Genomic DNA, 20,326 nt, shown 5'->3' with positions numbered 1-20,326 from the left:
GCTCACCCCCTCTCTGCAACCGGCGTCAGCGTCGCCCGCAAGAGACCGGAGAGATACTCCAGCCCGTTGACCTCACCTGCGCGAAACCCGTGCCCGCCCATCAGCTTGGCGGCCTGCTGGCCGTGCTGGTCGATCTGGTCGTGCAGCCGCGTTGTCGCGATCTCGCCACCCTGCTCCAGCTCCTCCTGCACCTGCGAGACAAAGGCGCCGCTCTTGGAAAATTGCGCCTTGATCAACGGTTGGTGCAGCAGCCGCTGGCCAAAGGCCTGACGCGGCTCCAGATGCCGGTAGGACAGATCCAGGATGCGCGCCAGAAGCCCCAGCCGCAGCGCGACAAAGACCTGCGCCAGCTCCGGCGACAGCGCCGTGGCGGGCCGCGCCGCCACCCGCGAGAGGCCAAGACCAAAGGCCGCAAGCGCGGGATCGGCACCGCAGCTCTGCGCCTCTTGTGCCCGTTCGGGCTGATCCGGGTCGATCAGCGGCGCATCCGTGCCATGCACCGCATGGGTGCCGGCCAGCAAGTAGCCCTCCTGCCCGGTCAGCGCCAGGCAGGCTTGTTGCAGCGCGGATCGGGGCGCCAGGCAGCGCGCCGCCTGAAAGGCCTGCGCGCCGGGAGAACATGCGCGCGCATCAAGCATCGACCAACCCCTGGGCTGCCAGAAGCTGAGAGTCGATATAGCTGATCAGACCGCTGGCATTGTTGAAATCGGCCTGTCCGATCGCCTCGGGTTCAAAGCGCAGCCCCGGCAGCCGGTCTTCCAGGCTCAGCAGGAATTGCACAAACATATAGCTGTCGAGGTCGAAATCGCGGTCAAAGCGGGTGGTCTCTGTGATCGTACCGACCTCGCGTTCACAGATGTCGCTGAGCGCCTCGGACAGGGTCTTGAGCAGGGTGTTGGTCATGGGAAGGTCCTCATTCAGGTTCAGAAAGGTTGCGGTTGAAAAGACATGTTGCGAAGGTGACGCCGGTGCCGGCGGCCAGCATCAGCACCTGGCTCTCTTTGCGCCCCGCCGCCTCAAAGGCCGCGAGATTGGCAAAACCATCGGAACAATAGGCGTGACCGGCCTGGGCCAGATCGCCGTGGAAACAGCGGTCCTGCCAGTCAAAGTGACGCAGTATCGCATCGGTGACCGGCCGGTTCAGATTGTGCGGCAGGAAGACCATATCGGCAGCAAGATCGGCGTCGTATCGCGCCAGGCTTTGCTCGATAAATGAAATGATTTCAGGTGCATAACATTCCTGCAACGCCTTGCGATCCGCGCCGCTCATCCGGTCCGGGTTCTGGTGGAACCGGGACAGGTGGCGCAGGTGGCTATTCACCAGATGCCAACGGGCGGGGCCGGCATTGAACAGCGCCGCCGCCGGGATCTCGGCCAAGAGCCCTACCGGCAGGCGGCTCACCGAGGGGTGAAAGGCTTTCTCGCCGGTCAGGATGATCATCGGTTGGCCCTCGGCGAGGCCGCCAAGCCGCGCCACATGCATCTGCACCAGTGCCGAGGCGCAGCTGGTCAGGGTCAGCGCGGATACTTCCCAGTCCTCAAGCCCGTGATCATCGGCCAGGCGGCGCAGCCAGTTGCGGTCGCTCAGCGTGTTATGGGTTTGGGTGCGACAATAGATGAGCCGCCCCGCGGGGGCCTCCGCTGGCAGGGCCGCGACTGCCTGCGCCAGCGCCCCAGCCAGCATATCGCCCAGCGTTTCGTGGCTCTGCGCCACCGCTTGCAATCCGAAAAAACGCTCATACATCAAGGCCGAGCGGGGCGTCAGCCCATGGCTTTCGCCCAGGGCGTCAAGCGGGCGGTGCACGATGCCATGCGTGGGCAAAGCAAGAGAACAGAGAGCGGACAAGGCAGATATCCTTCACGAGAGCGATGCTGGCACCGGCCCGCCGAACCATGGGGATCTTGCCGACGGGGTGTCCTCTATTGGCTATCTGCCGCGCCAATCGCTTGCGTCCTGTTTCAAGAAACAGGACAGACCAGATCGCGTAATTGCACCTCAGAACAGGCTGGGACGCGCGTTCAACATCACGATAAGATTTTGATTTTATGATGTAATATCTTAGATCGCGCCGTTTTGTCCGATGCGGATCAAGGGCCTGCCGATGCGGGATTTCCGGGCGTTGAACGCTGCGACTGCATCCCTTGGAAAGCGCCACGTCCTACATTGCGCAGCGGCGATCCGGTTGCTGGTCCTCGCTGCATCATTCAGGATCAGTCAGGATCTTGCACGACGGGGCGCAGCGCAGCAGCAACGCCGCCCGCATCCCCGTGTCCCGGTCCAGATCCGGGGTCTTGGTCGTTGCACATCACAGGATCAGGAAAAAAGCGGCCTGCCAGAATCGCATGGCAAGACCACAAAAGCGTCAGCGCGCGGTGTGATCCGCGCGCTGGTCTGTTGGTTTATCTGGTTTGGAGGTCGCAGCCGAAGGCCGCGCGGCGGCGGCGTCAGATCACGACAGATGCGCCGTCGCCTCAATCTCCACCAGCGCCTCGTCCTCGACGAGGCCCGCGACCACAACCATGGACATGGCGGGAAAATGCTTGCCAAAGACATCGCGATAGGCGGCGCCGACCTCGGCCTGCCGGGCAAGATATTCGGATTTGTCGATCACGAACCAGGTCAGCCGCGTCACATCCGACACCTGCCCGCCCGCTGCGGTCACGATATCGGCGATGTTTTGCAGGGCCTGCCGCATCTGGCCGACAAAGTCTGTGGCCACGAACTGCTTGTTGCCGTCCCAGCCGATCTGGCCCCCGATATGCAAGGTGCCATCGCTGGTCAGCACGCCGTTGGCATAGCCTTTCGCAGGCAGCCAGCCCTCTGGCTGAATGATTTGGTGGGTCATGATGTGTCCTCTTGTAATTTCTTGCGTATGGCATCGGGCCACGCAGTGGGTTTACCGGCCTGATCGACATTGACCACCGTGGCCTCGGCCTCAAAGCGTGTCTCTTGGCCGCAGGTTGCGTCTATCCGGTAGCTCAGCGACGAGCGCCCGCTCCGCGTCACCGTCAACGCCAGTTGCACGTGATCGCCGTGACGGCTGGGCGCCAGGAACCGGGTTGAAATCTCCGCCGTTGGTACTCCGTTGGTTTGCAACAGCACCTCGAACGGCCAGTCCAGGACCGCGTCGAAGAAATGTTCGACGCAATCGTTGATCATCTCGAAGTAGCGCGGGAAAAACACGATGCCCGCCGGGTCACAGTGTTTGAACAGGATCTTTTGATCAAAGGTGAAACGCACCCCCATGGCTCAGCTCCCCCGCACCTGGGTCCGCGGCAACGTCGCCCTGGCTAATGCCGCCAAAAGCCGGGCGGGCGCGCATCGGTTCAAAAAGCGACCACTCACGTCACAATTCCCCCCTGAGCGCCCAAAGCTCCGGGAACAGCTCAACCCCCAGCATGCGGCGCAGATATTGCACGCCCGAGGTGCCGCCGGTGCCGCGCTTGAAGCCGATCACCCGCTCCACGGTGGTGACGTGGTTAAAGCGCCAGCGGCGGAAGTAATCCTCCAGATCGACCAGCTTTTCGCCCAGCTCGTATAGCGTCCAGTAGCGGTTTACGTCGCGATAGACGGTTGCCCAGGCGGCCTGGATTTCAGGCTGCGCCGTATGCGGGCCGTCCAGTTGGGGCGCGGGCATCGCATCGCGGGTGCCGTAGACGTCGTCAAACAGCCGCCCGACAACATCGTCATAGAAACTGGGACGGGCCAGTTCCGCAGCCAGCCAGTCATGCACCTGCGGCACATGCTCGTGGGGTTGCAACATATTGGCGTTGCGGTTGCCCAACACGAATTCGATCATCCGATACTGGTAGGACTGAAACCCCGAGGAATTGCCGAGGGTCTGGCGAAAATGCGTGTAGTCGGCCGGCGTCATGGTGCGCAGCACGTCCCAGGCATTGTTGAGCTGCTCAAAGATGCGGCTGACGCGGGCCAGCATCTTGAACATGGTCGGCATTTCGCCCAGCCGCAGCGCCTCGCGCGCGGCGGAGAGTTCGTGAATGGCCAGTTTCATCCACAATTCGCTGGTCTGATGCTGGATGATGAACAGCATCTCGTCATGGGCGCTGCTGAGCGGCGCTTGCTGGGACAGGATCTCGTCGATCCTGAGATAATCCCCATAGGACATGGCCCCGTCAAAACTCATGCGGGCGCCGTCCTGTTCGGGGTTGAAGGGTGTGCTGGTCATGACGGATCCCTCAGGCGAAAGCGCTGGATCTTGCCGGTTGCGGTCTTGGGCAGCGTCTTGGCGAACACGATCGAACGGGGATATTTATAGGGGGCGATCGTCGCCTTGACGTGGTCTTGCAGTGTCTTGGCCATTGCCGTGCTGGGCACTTCGGCGGCGCTCAGCACAACATGGGCCTCTACGATCTGGCCGCGCTCCTCGTCGGGCACGCCGATCACCGCACATTCGGCCACCGCGTCATGGGCCAGCAGTGCGGCCTCGACCTCTGGGCCGGCGATATTGTAGCCCGACGACAGGATGATGTCGTCATTGCGGGCGGCAAAGTGGAAATAGCCGTCTTCGTCCTGCACAAAGGTATCGCCGGTGATGTTCCAGCCATCCTGCACATATTCCGCCTGCCGCTCACCAAAGAGATACCGACAACCGGTGGGGCCCCGCACCGCCAGCCGCCCGGGCTCGCCCCGTGGCAGCTCGGCACCATCGGGGCCGACCACCTTGGCCTCGTAGCCGGAGACCGGTTTGCCGGTGCAGGCGGGGCGGTGGTCCTTGAACCGATTGGTGACAAAGATATGCAGCATCTCGGTGGCGCCGATGCCGTCCAGCATGGGCTTGCCGGTCTTGGCCTTCCACGCGTCATACACCGGCCCGGGCAGGGTTTCCCCTGCTGAAACCGCCGCCCGCAAGCTCGACAGATCGGCCCCCTCATCCATCGCCTGCATCATCGCGCGATAGGCGGTCGGCGCGGTGAAACAGACCGTGGCACGGTATTTTTCGATGATCTCGACCATATTCGGCGGAGAGGCGTTCTCCAGCAGGGTCGCCGCCGCCCCAAAGCGCAGCGGGAAAATCGCCAGCCCGCCAAGCCCGAAGGTAAAGGCCAGCGGCGGCGAGCCGACAAAGACATCCTCCGGCGTCACCTCCAGCACCTCGCGGGCGTAGCCGTCGGCGATGATCATCAGATCGCGGTGAAAATGCATTGTGCCCTTGGGGTCGCCGGTCGAACCGGAGGTAAAACCGATCAGCGCCACGTCGTCCTGCGCCGTCTGCACCGCGTCAAAGCGCACGGGTTTCTCCAGCGCCAGCTTGTCAAGCGCGGCATCGTGGTTCGAGGTGCCATCAAAGGCGGTGACCGAGGTCAGCACCGGGCATAGCGCGGCGCAGGCGGTCATTTCCTCCATCAAGCGGCTGTCACAAAGCGCATGGGTGACCTGCGCCTTTTCCACGTATTTCGCCAGCTCCGCGGCGCGCAGCATCGGCATGGTGTTGATCACCACCGCCCCCACTTTGGTGGCGGCAAGCCAGCAGGCCACCATCGCCGGATTGTTGGCCGAACGGATCAGCACACGATTTCCCGGCTTCACGCCCAGATCCTCGACCAGCACATTCGCCAGCCGGTTGGTCCAGTCGCTCAGCTCCTTATAGGTGCGCCGCCGTCCGTTGCCGATCAGGGCGGTGTGATCGCCAAATCCCTTTGCAACCATCGCATCGGTCATCTCGACACCGGCGTTCATCCGGTCGGGATAGTCGAACCCGTCGAGCAGCAGGTCGGGCCAGCTGTCCGGCGGCGGCAGGTTGTCGCGCGCGAAACTGTCCACATGTGCCGATTGTCCAAGCATGCTAGTGTCCTCCCATGGCCGCCTGTGTCTGGCGCGCGATCACCACGCGCTGCACGTCCGATGCGCCTTCGTAGATCCGCAAGGCGCGGATTTCGCGATAGAGCTTCTCCACCGTCTCGCCGGATCTGACCCCGTCGCCACCATGCAGCTGCACGGCGCTGTCGATGACCTTCTGCGCGGCCTCGGTGGAATAGAGCTTGGCCATTGCCGCCTCGCGGGTGACACGCGGCGCGCCCATGTCCTTGGCCCAGGCGGCGCGATAGGTCAGCAACGCCGAGGCATCCACGTCCAGCGCCATATCCGCGATATGCCCCTGCACCATCTGCAAGTCGATCAGCGGCGCACCCTGCACGTGCCGGGAGGTGACACGTGCAAGGGCCTCGTCCAAGGCGCGCCGGGCAAAGCCCAGTGCCGCCGCCGCCACGGTGGAGCGAAACACATCCAGCACCGACATCGCGATCTTGAACCCCTGCCCCGGTGCGCCCAGCATCGCGGATGCAGGCACCCGGCAATCGCTAAAGCGCAAGGTCGCCAGCGGGTGCGGCGCGATGGTCTCCTGCCGCGCGGCAATCTCGAACCCAGAAAGCCCCGCTGGCAGGATAAAGGCCGACATGCCCTTGGCCCCCGGTGCCTCGCCGGTGCGGGCAAAGAGCGTGTAGACATCCGCAATGCCGCCGTTGGAGATCCAGGTCTTTTCGCCATTCAGCACGTAGTCGTCCCCATCGCGCACGGCGGTCATGGTGTTGCTGGCGACGTCGGAACCAGAGCCCGGCTCGGTCAGCGCAAAGGCGGAAATCGCCTTGCCCGCGCGGGTCAGGGGCAGCCATTCGGATTTCTGCGCCTCCGAACCAAAGAGCGAAATCGCCCCGGTGCCCAGACCCTGCATGGCAAAGGCGAAATCGGCCAGCCCGTCATGGCGCGCCAGCGTTTCGCGGATCAGGCAAAGGCTGCGCACGTCCAGCCGGCCATCCATCGCACCGGAATGCGCGGCAAAACCTGCCTCGCCCAGCATCGTGACCAACTGGCGACACGCGGCATCCGTGTCCCTGTGATCGACCGTGCCAAGGTTGGCGGCGGCCCAATCGTCCAGCGTGATCGCCAGTTCGCGGTGCTCAGGCGCGAAGAACGGCCAGTCAAGAAAGCTGCGGTCAGTCATCAGTTGCCCTCGAACACTGGTTTTTCCTTGGCGACAAAGGCGTGATAGGCGCGGTGGAAATCCTGCCCCTGCATGCAGATCGCCTGCGCCTGCGCCTCGGCCTCGATCGCTTGCTCCAGCCCCATTGACCATTCCTGCGCCAGCATGGTCTTGGTCATCATATTGGCAAAACCCGGCCCGGCCGCGATCCGTGCGGCCATGTCCTGCGCGGTGGTCAGCAGATCATCCCGCGCCACCACGCGATTGAAGAAGCCCCAGCGCTCGCCCTCATCCGCCGACATCGCCCGCCCGAGATAGAGCAGCTCCGCCGCGCGGCCCTGGCCGATGATCCGTGGCAGCATTGCACAGGCCCCCATGTCGCAGCCCGCCAGCCCGACCCGGTTGAACAAGAACGCCACCTTGGCCTCCGGCGTTGCCACCCGCAGGTCCGACGCCATGGCGATGATCGCCCCTGCCCCGGCGCAGATCCCGTCCACCGCAGCGATTATGGGCTTGCCGCAGCCAATCATCGCCTTGACCAGATCGCCGGTCATGCGGGTAAAGGCCAACAGCTCTTTCATGTTCATCTTTGTCAGCGGGCCGATAATGTCATGCACATCGCCGCCCGAGCTGAAATTGCCGCCATTGGAGCCAAAGACCACCGCCTTGACCTCGTCATCGTAATGCAGGTCGCGAAACCAGTCGCGCAGCTCCGCGTAGCTGTCAAAAGTCAGCGGGTTCTTGCGGTCGGGACGATCCAGCGCCAGATGCGCGATCCCCTCCTCGATCCGGCATTGAAAATGGGTCACGTCGCTGCGCATGTCAGCCCTCCTCCAGCGTATCAGAGAGGGGGTCGGCCCCCTCCCCCACCCCCGCCACATCATCGGCGTTCAGCCCGGTCAGGATTTCGTCGATCCAGGCTTCGTGACGGCTGGCGTGTTCGGCAAAAACCGCCTGTCCCTTGGGTGTCAGCCGCACCAGATTGGCGCGTCGGTCGTCCGGCACCGCGACCCGCAGGGCTATGCCTTCTTCGGTCAGCTTGTCGACGATGCCGGTGATATTGCCGTTCGAGACCCGCAAGCGCCGCGAAATCTCGCTCATCTTCAGGCCCTCGGGGGTGCGCGCCAGCGCCGACATCACGTCAAAGCGTGGCAGGGTGGTCCCCAGTTCGGCGCGCATCCGGCGGCGCAGCTCCTCTTCGATCAGGCCCGACGTCTTTAGCAGCCTCAGCCAGAGCCGCAGCCGCGATTTCGACAGCGGATCGCCCTGGTCGGTTTCTGCCAGTTTTGGTGTCATATCTCGCCCCCCGCAACCGAGAGCGCATGGCCGTTGACCGAGCGCGCCGCCTCGGAGCTCAGCCATAGCGCGGCGCCCGCCACCTCATCCGGCTGAATGAAGCGCCCTTGCGGATTGCCCGCCACCAGATTGGCCCTTGCGGCGGCCTCGTCCATGCCGGTCTTTTCCATGATATTGTTGATGGAGCGTTCCAGCAGCGGCGTCTCGATGAAACCGGGGCAAATCGCGTTGGCGGTGATCCCGCTGCCGCCCAGCTCCTGCGCCAGCGAGCGGGTCAGCCCGACAACCGCGTGCTTTGCCGCCGCATAGCCCGACACATAGGCGAACCCCTTGAGCCCGGCGGTCGAGGCGACAGCGATCAACCGCCCCCAGCCCTCGGCCTTCATATCCGGCAGACCAGCTTGCCAGACATTGACCACACCGCCAAGGTTGACCGCCAGCATGGATTGCAACTGCTCCGGGGTCATGCGGTGGAAGGGCACGCTTTCGGCGGCGCCGGCATTGGCCACCACGACGCTGACCGGACCATTGAGATCACGCGCCTGACCAAAGGCGGCTCTCACCGCCTCCGGGTCGGTCACATCGCAGCACACCCAGCCGATGAACTTGTGCTGTTTGGCCACCTCGCGCAACGGCGCCTCGCGGCGGCCCATGATGGTAACCTTGGCCCCCGCATGGGCAAAGGCCTCGGCCATGGCGCGGCCCACGCCGGTGCCGCCGCCAGTGACGATGATGTGACGGTTCTCAACGCTCATACCCGGATTGTCTCCGCTTCGCGGTCCGCCAGACGCCAGGCCTGATCGCGACCGGCAAGATAGGGCAGCGGCCAGTCCGGGGCCGCCCGATCCCCGAGGCGCGCGGCCTCGTGCAGGGTCCAGAACGGATCGGCAAGATGCGGACGGCCCCCCGCCACCAAATCGGCACGCCCCGCCATCAGGATCGAATTGGCATGATCGGCCTCAAAGATATTGCCGACGGCCATGGTGGCGATCCCGGCCTCGTTGCGGATGCGATCACTGAAGGGGGTCTGGAACATGCGGCCATAGACCGGCTTGGCCTCGGTGCTGGTCTGGCCGGCGCTGACGTCGATGATATCCGCGCCCGCCTCCGAGAACAGTCGCGCAATCTTGACCGCCTCTTCGGGGGTGACGCCATCCTCGCCCAGCCAGTCATTGGCAGAGATCCGCACCGACATCGGCTTGGCCTCGGGCCAGACCGCACGCATGGCCTGAAACACCTCCAGCGGATAGCGCATGCGGTTTTCAAGGCTGCCGCCATACTCATCCTGGCGCTGGTTCGACGCTGGCGAAATAAAGGACGAAATCAGATAGCCATGCGCCGCGTGAAGCTCGATCATGTCAAAACCGGCGCGATCCGCCATTTCCGCAGAGGCCACAAACTGGTCGCGAATTGCGTCCATCTCCGCACGGCTGATTTCGCGCGGCGCCGGGTTATTGGCAGACCAGGCAATGGCAGAGGCCGAGACGGTCTCCCAGTTGCCGCTCTCCAGCGGCGCATCCATCTGCTGCCAGCCCAGCTGCGTGGAACCCTTGCGCCCCGAATGCCCGATCTGGCAGCAGACCTTGGCGTCGGTCTGATCATGCACAAAATCCGTCAGCCGGCGCCATGCGGCCTCATGCGACGGGTCATAGAGACCCGGACAGCCCGGGGTGATCCGCCCCTCGGCCGAAACGCAGGTCATTTCGGTATAAACCAACCCCGCCCCGCCCTTGGCGCGTTCGCCATAATGCACCAGATGCCAATCGGTGGGGCAGCCATCCTCGGCCTTGTATTGCGCCATCGGCGACACCACGATGCGGTTTTTCAGCGCCATCTCGCGCAGCTGGAACGGCGCGAACATCGGCGCGCGCACCGGCGCATCCTCGGCCACGCCCGCGCGGGTCTGGAACCAGCGCTCGGCGCTTTCCAGCCATTTCGGATCGCGCAGCCGCAGGTTTTCGTGGGAAATCCGCTGCGAACGGGTCAGCAGGGAATAGTTGAACTGCACCGGATCCAGGTCGAGATAACGCTCGACCTGTTCGAACCACTCCAGGCTGTTGCGCGCCGCCGATTGCAGACGCAGCACCTCCAGGCGGCGCTCCTCCTGATAGCGCTCGAAGGCCGCTTCCATCGTCGGTTCGGAATGCAGATAGCTGGCCAGCGAGATCGCACTGTCAAACGCCAGGCGTGACCCCGACCCGATCGAGAAATGCCCGGTCGCCGCCGCATCGCCCATCAGCACCACGTTTTCATAGTGCCAGGTCTCGCAGATCACCCGCGGGAAATTCATCCAGACCGCCGCGCCGCGCAGATGCGCGGCATTGGACATCAGCTCATGCCCGCCCAGGTGGGACGCAAAAATCTGGCGGCAGGTTTCGACGATCTGCTCCTTGGACATGCCCTCGAAGCCCCAGCGCTCCCAAGTGTCCTGCTGGCATTCCACGATGAAGGTCGCGGTGTCGTTGTCGAACTGGTAAACATGGGCCCAGACCCAGCCATGTTCGGTCTTTTCAAAGATAAAGGTAAAGGCCCCATCGAATTTCTGATGAGTGCCGAGCCAGACGAATTTACATTCCCGCACGTCGATATCAGGGCGGAACTCCTCGATATACTCGGAGCGCACGCGCGAATTGATCCCATCCGTCGCAACCACCAGATCATAGTCCTTGCGGAACACTTCGGCGTTGTCGAATTCGGTCTCAAAGCGCAGATCCACGCCCAATTCGCGCGCACGTTCCTGCAACAGGATCAACATCTGCCGCCGCCCGATCCCGGCAAAACCATGGCCGCCCGAGACGGTGCGCACCCCATCATGGATGACCGCGATATCATCCCAATAGGCAAAATGATCGCGGATCGCCTGAGCGCTGACCGGGTCGTTGACCTCCAGGTTTTCGAGCGCGTCATCAGACAGCACCACCCCCCAGCCGAAGGTGTCGTTGGCGCGATTGCGCTCGAACACGACGACCTCATGCGACGGGTCACGCAATTTCATCGAGATAGCGAAATAGAGACCCGCCGGACCTCCTCCGAGACATGCAACACGCATTGTTGGCTCTCCCTGCCGGTAATTCATCCGGGGTCTGGCCCGACCCTTGAGCAAAGCCTAGGTAAGAACCGAATTTACTTCAAGTATAAAATATTCATACCTGAAAGAAACTGCACTCCGCCACACGGTGCCAACAGGCTCTCAATCGGGAACCATTGCAGGAACTCGCTGACCCAATTCATGCAGGGTGATGAGTTTGGCGGGTCACGGGTGTGCGAAGACGTGGCAGACACATGTCCGGGCAGAAAAAAACCCTGCCGCAATGGCAGGGCTTTTTTTCAGTTTCATCAGCTTTTTGCCAATGATCGCAGCATCCAGGCCGCCTGTTCGTGGAAGGCACTTCGCGCGGTGGCCATATCCTCGGTCACCGGATCCTTGCGCTCGCCCGCCAGTTCAATCAGCGCATGCAAGCGATGGGCCAGTTTTTCGTGATCTTTCGCCAGGTCAGCCACCATCGAAGCTGCATCGCCCTGTGCATCAGGGTCTGCCACCCGGGACTGTTCGATCACATCCTCCAACCGGGAAGGCGCCAGATGGCCCAAGGCACGGATCCGCTCTGCCAGCTGATCGGTTGCCGCGAACATATTGCTGTACTGCTCTTCGGTCAGTTTGTGCACGGAATAGAAGAGGGAACCTTCAACATTCCAGTGACAGGCATGGGTCTTGAACACCAGCCGATAGGTGTCGGACAGAACATGTGACAGCGCGTCGGCCAGGGTCGCGGTATCGCGCACGCCGGTCGATACGCTGCTTTCGGACGGGACAACTTTCAGGGCTTCAGCCATTGTGTACTCCTATGTTGCGTTCAGTGAGACAACGCGCGCAGGTCGCGAAGGTTCCGAAAACACAGACCGAATAGGCAGAATAGCGGCGGAACTGCCTGACATGACGCTCCGGCGCCAAAGCAGCTCGGTTGCAGGATGGCGTCGCGCCATACCGCAAAAGACATGAACAGCCCGGCGACAGACCGTGTGGGAGCGACGGACATAATCGTGAGGCGCATTGCCAAGTGATTTTCCGCCGCAGCGACATCCCGCGCGGGCCATGGCCTGGGACAAAGAGGCCAGATCAGTCCTGATCGCGCCCTTTGTCCTCCACCGGTGTCCAGGTCAAGAGCAGCGCATAAGCTGCCCAGGCGCCGACCGCGCCGAACATCAACGCCCAGCCGGGGCTGCCTGTTGCAAGCTCGACCAGCGCCCAGCCCGAAGCCATCACAACCGTCAAAACCCGCCGCCACAGCGGGTTAAAGAACGGGTGGCGCAGGTCAAACATGCGGCTTGGCCGGGGTGGGTCGACCCGCCACCGACAGCCCGGCGGCATTGCACAGCATCGCGATGTGATCATATCCGATCTTCGAATAATCATAGGGCGGCGCCTTGGCCGGGTCCTGTTCGGCCTCGACGACGATCCAGCCTTCATAGCCCATGCCCGCCAGCTTGTTGGTCACGGCGGCGAAATCAACACTGCCCTCGGCATCACCCGGCACCGTAAAGGCCCCGGCAATCACCGCATCCAGAAACGACCAGCCTTCGGCGCGCGCCCGTGCTGCGACATCGGTGCGGACATCCTTATAGTGCACATGCCGGATGCGATCACCCCATTTGTCGAGCGTGCCAAGCACATCCGCCCCGCCAAAGGCCAGATGCCCGGTATCAAAAAGCAGCGTCACCTCGGGCGAGGATCCCGCCATCAGCGCATCCACATCTGCCTGATCCTCGATCATCGAGCCCATGTGGTGGTGATAGGCCAGGGCCATGCCCTCATCCGCCATCCATTTCGCCAGCTCCGAAAGCTTGCCCGCATAGGCGGTGATGTCATCGCGCGAGAGTTTTGGGCGGCGGCCAAGCGGCACCGCCTGATCACCCTGCACCGTGTTCGAGCATTCCGCATAGACAAGGCAGGGGGCGTTCAATGCCGCAAACTGGGTGACCTGTTCGCGCACCGCTTCGATTTCCTCGGCGACCGTGTTTTTCATCAGATTGCCGGAACACCAGCCGCCGCAGAGCGCGATGTCGTAGCGTTCCAGATAGGCCCGCAGCCCCTCGGTGTCGGCGGGCATGCGGCGGCCGCGTTCGACGCCGGTATAGCCGATCTCGCGCGCCTCTTTCAGCGCCTGCTCCATCGTATAGGCGGCGGTCAGCTCTGGCAGGTCGTCGTTTTGCCAGGCGATGGGAGAGATACCAATGTGGATCATGGTCAGTCTTTCTTAATCCGCGCGCTGCTGCGCGGTTTGTTTTACATATTGGGCACGGGCCGCGCGAACCTCTTCGCGTTCGGACACCTCGGGCACCGCCACATCCCACCAGAAGCCACCGGCGCCGGTGCCGGGGTAGGGGTCGGTGTCAATGACGATCACCGTCGGAATGTCGCGTCCGCGCGCCGACTGGATCTGCTCTTCCAGCTCAGCTATCGACGCCGCCTTGACCGCATGAGCCCCCATGGCGCCCGCATGGGCGACAAAGTCGATCTCGGGCTGCGCCTCCACATCGGTCGAGCTGTACAGATTGTTGAACTCCGCGCCGCCGGTGCCCATTTGCAGCCGGTTGATGCAGCCGTATCCGCGGTTGTCGGTCAGCACCACGGTAAAGGGCACCCGGCGCATCACGGCGGTGGCCAGCTCGGAGTTGGCCATCATGTAGGAGCCATCGCCGACAAAGCAGATCACGTCACGATCCGGGTTTGCCTGTTTGATGCCCATCGCACCGGCCACCTCGTAGCCCATGCAGCTATAGCCGTATTCCATGTGATAGCCGCCCTGCCCTGCCCGCCACAGCGTGTGCAGCGCGCCCGGCATGGTGCCCGCGGCGCACATCACCACCGTGTCGGGCAGCGCCTGCCGCTGCACCGCGCCGATCACCTGCGCGTCACTGGGCAGCCCAGAGCCATTGGGCGCCGCCATCACCGCATCTGTTGTCTCGTACCAAGCGGCGCGCGCGGCGCTGTCATGGTCGGGCCAGCGCTGCGCTCCCAGCGCATCGCTGATTTTCTCCAGCGCCACTTTGGCATCGGCAACGAGGCTGATCGCATTGTGTTTGGCGGCGTCGTAGCCGGTGACGTTGATCGAAATCAGCCGCCGTGCGGGATTTGCAAACACCGTCCAGGACCCGGTTGTGAAATCCTGAAAGCGGGTGCCGACGCCAATCACCAGATCCGCCTCGCCGAGCGCCCGGTTGGCCGCATCGCCCCCGGTCACCCCCGCCGGACCCAGATTGCGCGCATCATCCCAGGCAATGGCCGACTTGCCGGCCTGGCTCTCGACAAAGGGGATATTGTGCTGCGCGGCAAAGGCTTGCAGGCGCGCCTCGGCAGCGGAATAAATCACACCGCCCCCCGCAACGATCACCGGACGTTGCGCGGCCTTGATCGCAGCCACGACCTCCGCCAGCTCTGCGGCGTCCGGTTCCGGGCGACGGATGCGCCAGGTCTTGGGCGCAAAGAAGCTCTCCGGGTAGTCAAAGGCTTCGGCCTGGGTGTCCTGACAGAAGGCCAGCGTGACGGGGCCGCATTTGGCTGGGTCGGTCATTGTTTGCAGGGCACGCGGCAGCGCGGTCAGCAGGTGCTCGGGGCGGCTGATCCGGTCGAAATACCGCGACACCGGCCGCAGGCAGTCATTGGCGCTGACCATGGCATCATCGAAATCCTCGATCTGTTGCAGCACCGGATCCGGCGCGCGGTTGGCAAAGACATCACCGGGAATGAACAGCACCGGCAGGCGGTTCACATGCGCCAGCCCCGCCGCAGTCACCATATTCGTGGCGCCCGGCCCGATCGAAGAGGTCACTGCCATCGCCCGTCTGCGCTTGCTTGCCTTGGCATAGGCGATGGCGGCATGGGCCATGGTCTGTTCGTTCTGGCCGCGCAGGGTCGGGAAATCCTCGCGCGCGTGATAAAGCGCCTCGCCCATGCCCGCGACATTGCCATGGCCAAAAATTGCCCAGATGCCTTCGATAAAACGGCTGGGCTCTGCTTGGCCTGCTGTCTCGCCGTCGTCGATCATCTGCACGGAGAGCCATTTCACCATGGCCTGCGCCGCCGTCAGCCTGATTGTTCCGCTCATTGGTTTATTCCTCGTTCAGACGGGCCCCGGCCCGTGCCTTGTCCCAGATCGCGCAGAGCCGCGCATAGCGCCCGGCCATCTGCTCTACGGCCTCTGCATCTGTCATCTCACCCTTCAGCCAGGCGCGCGCCGCATCGCCAAAGATGGTGCGCCCCACCGCAAACCCTTTGACCAGGGGCTGTTTTGCCGCCAGCGCAAAGCTCTCCGCCAGGGCGGCTTCCGGCGCGTCCAGCCCCAGTACCACAATGCCGCGGGTTCGGGGATCGTTGCGCATAATCGCGTCAACCGCCTTCTGCCAGGCGGCATCGGTCTTGAAGGGCTCCAGCTTCCACCAATCGGGATAAACACCGATATCATAGAACTGCTGGATCAGGGTTGCGGTGCTGTCGTCATCCACTGGCGCGACTTTGGAGGGGATCACCTCCAATAGCGTCTCAAGCCCCGCCCGCCGCGCTGCGGTAAACAACCGTTTGACGCGCTCTTCCTGCATCGCGCGGGTCTCGGCGCTATCCTCCGGGTGGCAAAAGACCAGCAGCTTGACCACATTCTCGGCGGCCCATTCCCGCAGGCCACCAAGATCAACGCCAAGCTCGGGTTCAAATTTGATCGGACGCGAGCCGGGCAGCTCGGTCGGGCGACCGATCCACAGCCCACTGCCAGAGGCACGATGCAGCGCCGCGCGGCCAATGCGATTGTCGCATAAAATGCCATAGCCCGGTTTGCCGTCCTGAACCCTTAGCGCCGCATCGAGGCAGAGTTCCTTGAAGGCGCTGCCTTTTTCGGGGGTATAGCCCGCCATTTCCTCCAGCTGCTTGCGGTGATCAAAGGCAAAGCTGCGCAGCGCCTGCCAGTCGCCGCCGGGACGCGTATGGCGGGTGCTGGCCCAATGGACCTGCTCCAGTTCCGCATCATTGCGCAGATCGGGCTGTTTGATGCCGCGCTCAAAGAAGAATTGCAGCTCATCCCAGGTCGGATACGCCGGGGTGCAGCCATGGCGACTGACCGCAAAGGCACCGCAGGCATTGGCGTATTTCAGCGCGGTGGGCCAGTCTTCCCCGTCGAGCCAGCCCTTGAGCAGCCCGGACATGAAGCCATCCCCGGCCCCCAGCACGTTGAAGACCTCGATGGGGAAACCGGGGCCGGTCTGGCCGGCATCAAGGCTCTCGGGGATATCGCCGGTGAAGGCCACGGCCCCCATCGGCCCGCGTTTGCACACCAAGGTCGCGCTTGAGACTGCCCGCACCGCGCGCAGGGCTTTGATCGTGTCGGTAGAGCCACCGGCGATGTGGAATTCCTCTTCTGTGCCGACGATCAGGTCAAACAGATGCAGGGTGGATTGCAGCTTTTCGGTGACCTCGGCGCTCTCGGCAAAGCGGCTCTCGCCATCGCCGTGCCCCAGCACCCCCCAGAGGTTTGGCCGATAGTCGATGTCCAGCGCCGTCTTCACGCCGTTTTCCCGCGCAATGGTCAGCGCCTTCAGCACTGCGGCGCGGGTACGCGGGTGGCTCAGATGGGTGCCGGTGGGCACAACGGAGCGGGCGCTCTTGATGAACTCCGGGTCGATATCCTCTTCGCAGAGCGCCATATCGGCGCAATTCTCGCGATAAAAGATCAGCGGAAACTGCTCTTGGTCGCGAATGCCGAGGATCACCAGCGCGGTCAGTCGCTCGGGGTCGGTTTTGACGCCGCGTGTCTCGACCCCCTCGCGGGCCAGTTGTTCAAGGATGAACCGGCCCATATGTTCCGCGCCAACCCGGCTGATCAGCGCCGATGTCAGCCCCAGCCGCGCCGTCCCGCAGGCGATATTGGTGGGCGAGCCACCGATATATTTGTCAAAGGAGGCCATATCCTCCAGCCGCCCGCCGATCTGCGCGCCGTAGAGATCCACACCGGCCCGGCCGATGGTGATAACATCAAGCGGTTTGGTCATTTTCAAAATCCTCAAGTCTTATGGTCCGCCCCTCTGAGGCCGCCATGGCATGTATGATCCGCTCGATCTTCAGACCTTCGGCAAAATCGGGGCCGCAGGCGGGGCCACCAGCGATGGCACGGCACAGATCGCGCGCCTCGATCACCTTCTGTTCGTTGAAGCCGAAGTTATGCCCGGGGGCCGGGCAGAAGGCGGAAAAATCGGGCTGTTCGGGGCCGGTCAGATGGCGGGTAAACCCGGCTTCTCCTGCGCGATGAACCCAGAGTTCGTTCATGTTTTCCTGATCAAAAACGATGCTGCCGTCGGAGCCGTGAACCTCCCACTGCAAGCGGCATTTGCGCCCCCGCGCCACCCGCGAGGTGGCAAAAGAGCCCTGCGCGCCGCTTTTGAAGCGGATCATCGCCAGCGCGCTGTCTTCGTTTTCGACCGGCTTCATCCCATCCGGCGCGCGCCGCTCGGGGATGGCGATCTGGGTGATCGCGCTGAGGTCTTCGACATCGCCCATCAGTTGCAGCATCTGGCTGACCAGATGGCAGCCCAGATCCCCAAGCGCACCAAGGCCGCCGCCCGCATGGGTCATGCGCCAATGCCAGGGCAGGTCGGGGTCGGCGCTGTAATCCTCGTCATAGACCCCGCGAAAGCTGCGGGGCGTGCCGATCACTCCCTGGCGCAGCATCTCGACCGCGGCCTGAAAGGCGGGCGCGCGGGTGTAGTTGTAGCCCAGAATGGTGACCTGCCGCGGGTGGCGGCTGGCCAGCCGGGCCATGGCGCGGGCATCCGCCAGGGTCAGCGCCATGGGTTTTTCCAGCCACAGGTGCTTTCCCGCCGCCAGCGCCGCCTCGGCGATGGGGCGGTGCAAGCCGTTTGGAACCGTGATCGACAACACATCGACGGCGGGATCCCGCACCGCCTCCTGCCAGTCCGCCGTGGCCCGGGCAAACCCGAATTGCGCGGCAAAGGCGCGGGCCTTGTCCTGCGGCGTGTCGCACAGAAGCTCAAGCCGCGGATGCGCCCCGCCAAAGACCGCCGCAACATTGCGCCAGGCCAGGGCGTGACATTTGCCCATAAACCCGGTGCCGATCAGCGCAACACCCAGTGGTTTTTCCGGCATGATGGTGGTCATCCGCAGCTCCTTTTCCCGCCTGCCGTCACAGCAGGACGGCTTGCCCGCTTTTGGCCGATTGCAGCGCCGCATCCGCCAGTTCCAGCGCCCGCAGCCCGTCCTGCCCGGTTGTCTCGGTCGGCTGGCCCTGCTCCAGCGCCGCGACAAAGGCGGCGATCTCCGCCGCATAGGCCGCCGTGTAGCGCGACATGAAGAAATTCAGCAGCGGCGGCTTGGTGTAGCCCTCGCCATTGGCGATCTCGATATTGGCTTCGCGCTGGTTCATCGCAGAAACCGAACCTTTGGAGCCATGCACCTCGATGCGCTGATCATAGCCATAGCTGGCGCGGCGGCTGTTGGTGATGGTGCATTGCTTGCCCGAGGCGGTGCACAGGATCACATTGACGCTGTCATAATCGCCGAGTTCCTCGATCTTGGGATCGGTCAGCACCGAGGCCTGCGCCATGACGCTTTCCACCTCTTCGCCCAGAAGCCAGCGCGCGACGTCGAAATCATGGATGGTCATATCGCGAAAGATACCGCCCGAGCGGGTGATATAGTCATGCGGCGGCGCGCCCGGATCGCGCGAGGTCAGGGTGACCATCTCGACTTCGCCAATGCGGCCCGCGTCGATGGCGGCCTTGAGCGCGCGGAAATCCGGGTCAAAGCGGCGCTGAAAGCCGACCATGAGCACGCCATCTTCGGCCTCGACCGTCTCGATCACCTGACGCGCCCGCGCCACGTCCAGATCAACAGGCTTTTCACAAAAGACCGCCTTGCCCGCCTTTACGAAGCTTTCGATCAGATCCGCATGGGTGTCGGTCGGGGTGCAGATGATCACCGCGTCGATGTCGTCCGATTGCTCGATCTGCTCGATGCTGCGGATGTCGCAGCCATATTGATCGTGCAGCGCCTGCGCCGCGGCCTCGATCGCATCCGCCACGGCAACAAGCGTCGCGCCGGGCACCTCCGAAATCGCTTTGGCATGCACCTGCCCGATCCGCCCGGCTCCCAGGACTCCAAATCTGACTGTCATTTTCTTTCTCACTCTTGGTCGCCGGCGATGGCCGGGCGGTTCGGCATAAACGGGCAAGCCCGCGATGTGGTCTTGATCGGTCCGTGGCCCGATCTGTCAGGCCGCGTCGGAATATTCCGGTTGGGTCTTGGCGCCGGTGATATAGGCGACGACATCCTCGCCCGTCACCTGCTGATTGCGGATATCGAGGTTGGCGCAGATGCGCCCCCTGCGAAACACCACGATACGGTCGCACAGATCCATCACCTGCCGCATGTTGTGGCTGATCAGGATCAGCGGCTCGCCTTGCTCCTTCAGCGTGCGGATGATGTTTTCCACCTGCGCGGTTTCCTGCACCCCAAGCGCGGCGGTTGGCTCGTCCATGATCGTCAGCTTGCTGTGAAAGGTCGCGGTGCGGGCGATCGCCACACATTGCCGCTGGCCACCGGACATACGTTCGATGGTGCCGCGAATGTTGGGGATTTTCACCCCGGTTTTCTCCAGCGCCTCGATGGTGCGTTCCCGCATCGCCTTGTAATCCAGGATCGAAAACGGCCCCAGCCTGAACTTCACCAGCTCGCGGCCGAGGAACAGATTGTCGGGCACATCCAGCTGATCGGCCAGCGCCAGCGTCTGGAACACGGTTTCGATCCCGGCATTGCGGGCGTCCATCGGGTTTTCAAAATGCACCGGCTTGCCGTCGAATATCACCTCGCCCCGGGTGCGGGTCTCAACCCCGGTGATCTGGCGCACAAAGGTCGATTTCCCGGCGCCATTGTCCCCCATGATCGCCACATGTTCGCCCCGGCGCAGGGTGAAATTCGCATCATTCAGCGCCTGCACGCCGCCGTAATGTTTGGTCAGGTTGCGGGTCTCAAGAATGATATCGCCCAGGGCGGCACTCTTGCCTGTGTTGGTTTGCACGTCGCTTGCCATGAT

20 protein-coding genes are annotated in these 20,326 nt (G+C 63.3%); all 20 read right to left on the bottom strand.

All coding sequences use genetic code 11. The features are described from left to right. Positions 1 to 2 precede the first annotated feature (2 nt). The 20 genes from HCZ87_RS04155 to HCZ87_RS04060 all read right to left on the bottom strand — a co-directional run bounded on the left by HCZ87_RS04155 (position 3) and on the right by HCZ87_RS04060 (position 20,323). Positions 3 to 638, bottom strand: a complete 636-nt coding sequence (locus tag HCZ87_RS04155; protein ID WP_167642512.1) for a hypothetical protein — start codon at positions 636 to 638, stop codon at positions 3 to 5. Continuing rightward, positions 631 to 903: an acyl carrier protein gene (locus tag HCZ87_RS04150; RefSeq protein ID WP_167642511.1), complete on the bottom strand. Its 273-nt coding sequence runs from the start codon at positions 901 to 903 to the stop codon at positions 631 to 633. Before HCZ87_RS04150 ends, HCZ87_RS04155 begins: the two co-directional genes overlap by 8 nt. Before the next feature lie 10 nt (positions 904 to 913). Next, positions 914 to 1,804, bottom strand: a complete 891-nt coding sequence (locus HCZ87_RS04145; protein WP_368484080.1) for a hypothetical protein — start codon at positions 1,802 to 1,804, stop codon at positions 914 to 916. 646 nt (positions 1,805 to 2,450) lie between these two features. After that, positions 2,451 to 2,846: a RidA family protein gene (locus tag HCZ87_RS04140; protein ID WP_167642509.1), complete on the bottom strand. Its 396-nt coding sequence runs from the start codon at positions 2,844 to 2,846 to the stop codon at positions 2,451 to 2,453. After that, positions 2,843 to 3,247 carry a thioesterase family protein gene (locus HCZ87_RS04135; RefSeq protein WP_167642508.1) on the bottom strand — a complete coding sequence of 135 codons (405 nt, stop codon included), beginning with the start codon at positions 3,245 to 3,247 and terminating at the stop codon, positions 2,843 to 2,845. Before HCZ87_RS04135 ends, HCZ87_RS04140 begins: the two co-directional genes overlap by 4 nt. A 100-nt stretch (positions 3,248 to 3,347) precedes the next feature. Beyond that, complete coding sequence (locus tag HCZ87_RS04130; protein ID WP_167642507.1) at positions 3,348 to 4,187, bottom strand: tryptophan 2,3-dioxygenase; 840 nt, start codon at positions 4,185 to 4,187, stop codon at positions 3,348 to 3,350. Then, on the bottom strand, positions 4,184 to 5,803 hold the full coding sequence (locus tag HCZ87_RS04125) for an AMP-binding protein (RefSeq protein WP_167642506.1): 1,620 nt from the start codon (positions 5,801 to 5,803) through the stop codon (positions 4,184 to 4,186). Before HCZ87_RS04125 ends, HCZ87_RS04130 begins: the two co-directional genes overlap by 4 nt. Position 5,804: 1 nt before the next feature. Beyond that, positions 5,805 to 6,959, bottom strand: a complete 1,155-nt coding sequence (locus HCZ87_RS04120) for an acyl-CoA dehydrogenase family protein (protein WP_167642505.1) — start codon at positions 6,957 to 6,959, stop codon at positions 5,805 to 5,807. Next, complete coding sequence (locus tag HCZ87_RS04115; RefSeq protein ID WP_167642504.1) at positions 6,959 to 7,759, bottom strand: enoyl-CoA hydratase family protein; 801 nt, start codon at positions 7,757 to 7,759, stop codon at positions 6,959 to 6,961. Before HCZ87_RS04115 ends, HCZ87_RS04120 begins: the two co-directional genes overlap by 1 nt. A 1-nt stretch (position 7,760) precedes the next feature. Continuing rightward, a complete protein-coding gene (locus tag HCZ87_RS04110) occupies positions 7,761 to 8,234 on the bottom strand; it encodes a MarR family winged helix-turn-helix transcriptional regulator (RefSeq protein WP_167642503.1) in 474 nt (157 codons plus the stop codon). Continuing rightward, positions 8,231 to 8,989 (bottom strand): SDR family NAD(P)-dependent oxidoreductase, encoded by a 759-nt coding sequence (locus tag HCZ87_RS04105; RefSeq protein WP_167642502.1) that lies wholly within the window; start codon positions 8,987 to 8,989, stop codon positions 8,231 to 8,233. Before HCZ87_RS04105 ends, HCZ87_RS04110 begins: the two co-directional genes overlap by 4 nt. After that, on the bottom strand, positions 8,986 to 11,283 hold the full coding sequence (locus tag HCZ87_RS04100; RefSeq protein WP_167642501.1) for a bifunctional salicylyl-CoA 5-hydroxylase/oxidoreductase: 2,298 nt from the start codon (positions 11,281 to 11,283) through the stop codon (positions 8,986 to 8,988). The genes HCZ87_RS04105 and HCZ87_RS04100 overlap by 4 nt, the downstream gene beginning before the upstream one ends. Positions 11,284 to 11,570: 287 nt before the next feature. Next, a complete protein-coding gene (locus tag HCZ87_RS04095; RefSeq protein ID WP_167642500.1) occupies positions 11,571 to 12,068 on the bottom strand; it encodes a Dps family protein in 498 nt (165 codons plus the stop codon). Between the two features lie 283 nt (positions 12,069 to 12,351). Beyond that, positions 12,352 to 12,555, bottom strand: a complete 204-nt coding sequence (locus tag HCZ87_RS04090; RefSeq protein ID WP_254868516.1) for a hypothetical protein — start codon at positions 12,553 to 12,555, stop codon at positions 12,352 to 12,354. Next, the gene (gene iolE / locus HCZ87_RS04085) at positions 12,548 to 13,477 is read right to left on the bottom strand and encodes a myo-inosose-2 dehydratase (RefSeq protein WP_167642498.1); all 930 of its coding nucleotides are present in this window, start codon (positions 13,475 to 13,477) and stop codon (positions 12,548 to 12,550) included. Before iolE ends, HCZ87_RS04090 begins: the two co-directional genes overlap by 8 nt. Before the next feature lie 12 nt (positions 13,478 to 13,489). Then, positions 13,490 to 15,340, bottom strand: coding sequence for a 3D-(3,5/4)-trihydroxycyclohexane-1,2-dione acylhydrolase (decyclizing) (gene iolD, locus HCZ87_RS04080; protein WP_167642497.1), 1,851 nt, complete (start codon positions 15,338 to 15,340; stop codon positions 13,490 to 13,492). Positions 15,341 to 15,344: 4 nt separating this feature from the next. After that, a complete protein-coding gene (gene iolC / locus HCZ87_RS04075; protein WP_167642496.1) occupies positions 15,345 to 17,270 on the bottom strand; it encodes a 5-dehydro-2-deoxygluconokinase in 1,926 nt (641 codons plus the stop codon). Continuing rightward, positions 17,254 to 18,393, bottom strand: a complete 1,140-nt coding sequence (locus HCZ87_RS04070) for a Gfo/Idh/MocA family protein (protein WP_167642495.1) — start codon at positions 18,391 to 18,393, stop codon at positions 17,254 to 17,256. Before HCZ87_RS04070 ends, iolC begins: the two co-directional genes overlap by 17 nt. A 25-nt stretch (positions 18,394 to 18,418) precedes the next feature. Next, the gene (iolG, locus tag HCZ87_RS04065) at positions 18,419 to 19,408 is read right to left on the bottom strand and encodes an inositol 2-dehydrogenase (RefSeq protein WP_167642494.1); all 990 of its coding nucleotides are present in this window, start codon (positions 19,406 to 19,408) and stop codon (positions 18,419 to 18,421) included. Positions 19,409 to 19,504: 96 nt separating this feature from the next. Further along, positions 19,505 to 20,323 (bottom strand): ATP-binding cassette domain-containing protein, encoded by an 819-nt coding sequence (locus HCZ87_RS04060; RefSeq protein WP_167642493.1) that lies wholly within the window; start codon positions 20,321 to 20,323, stop codon positions 19,505 to 19,507. Positions 20,324 to 20,326 lie beyond the last annotated feature (3 nt).

The organism is Phaeobacter sp. HF9A (genome assembly GCF_011806385.1).
Taxonomy (GTDB): Bacteria; Pseudomonadota; Alphaproteobacteria; order Rhodobacterales; family Rhodobacteraceae; genus Epibacterium.
Note: the sequence above shows the minus strand (reverse complement) of the source record. Positions and strands in the feature narration are given on the sequence as shown.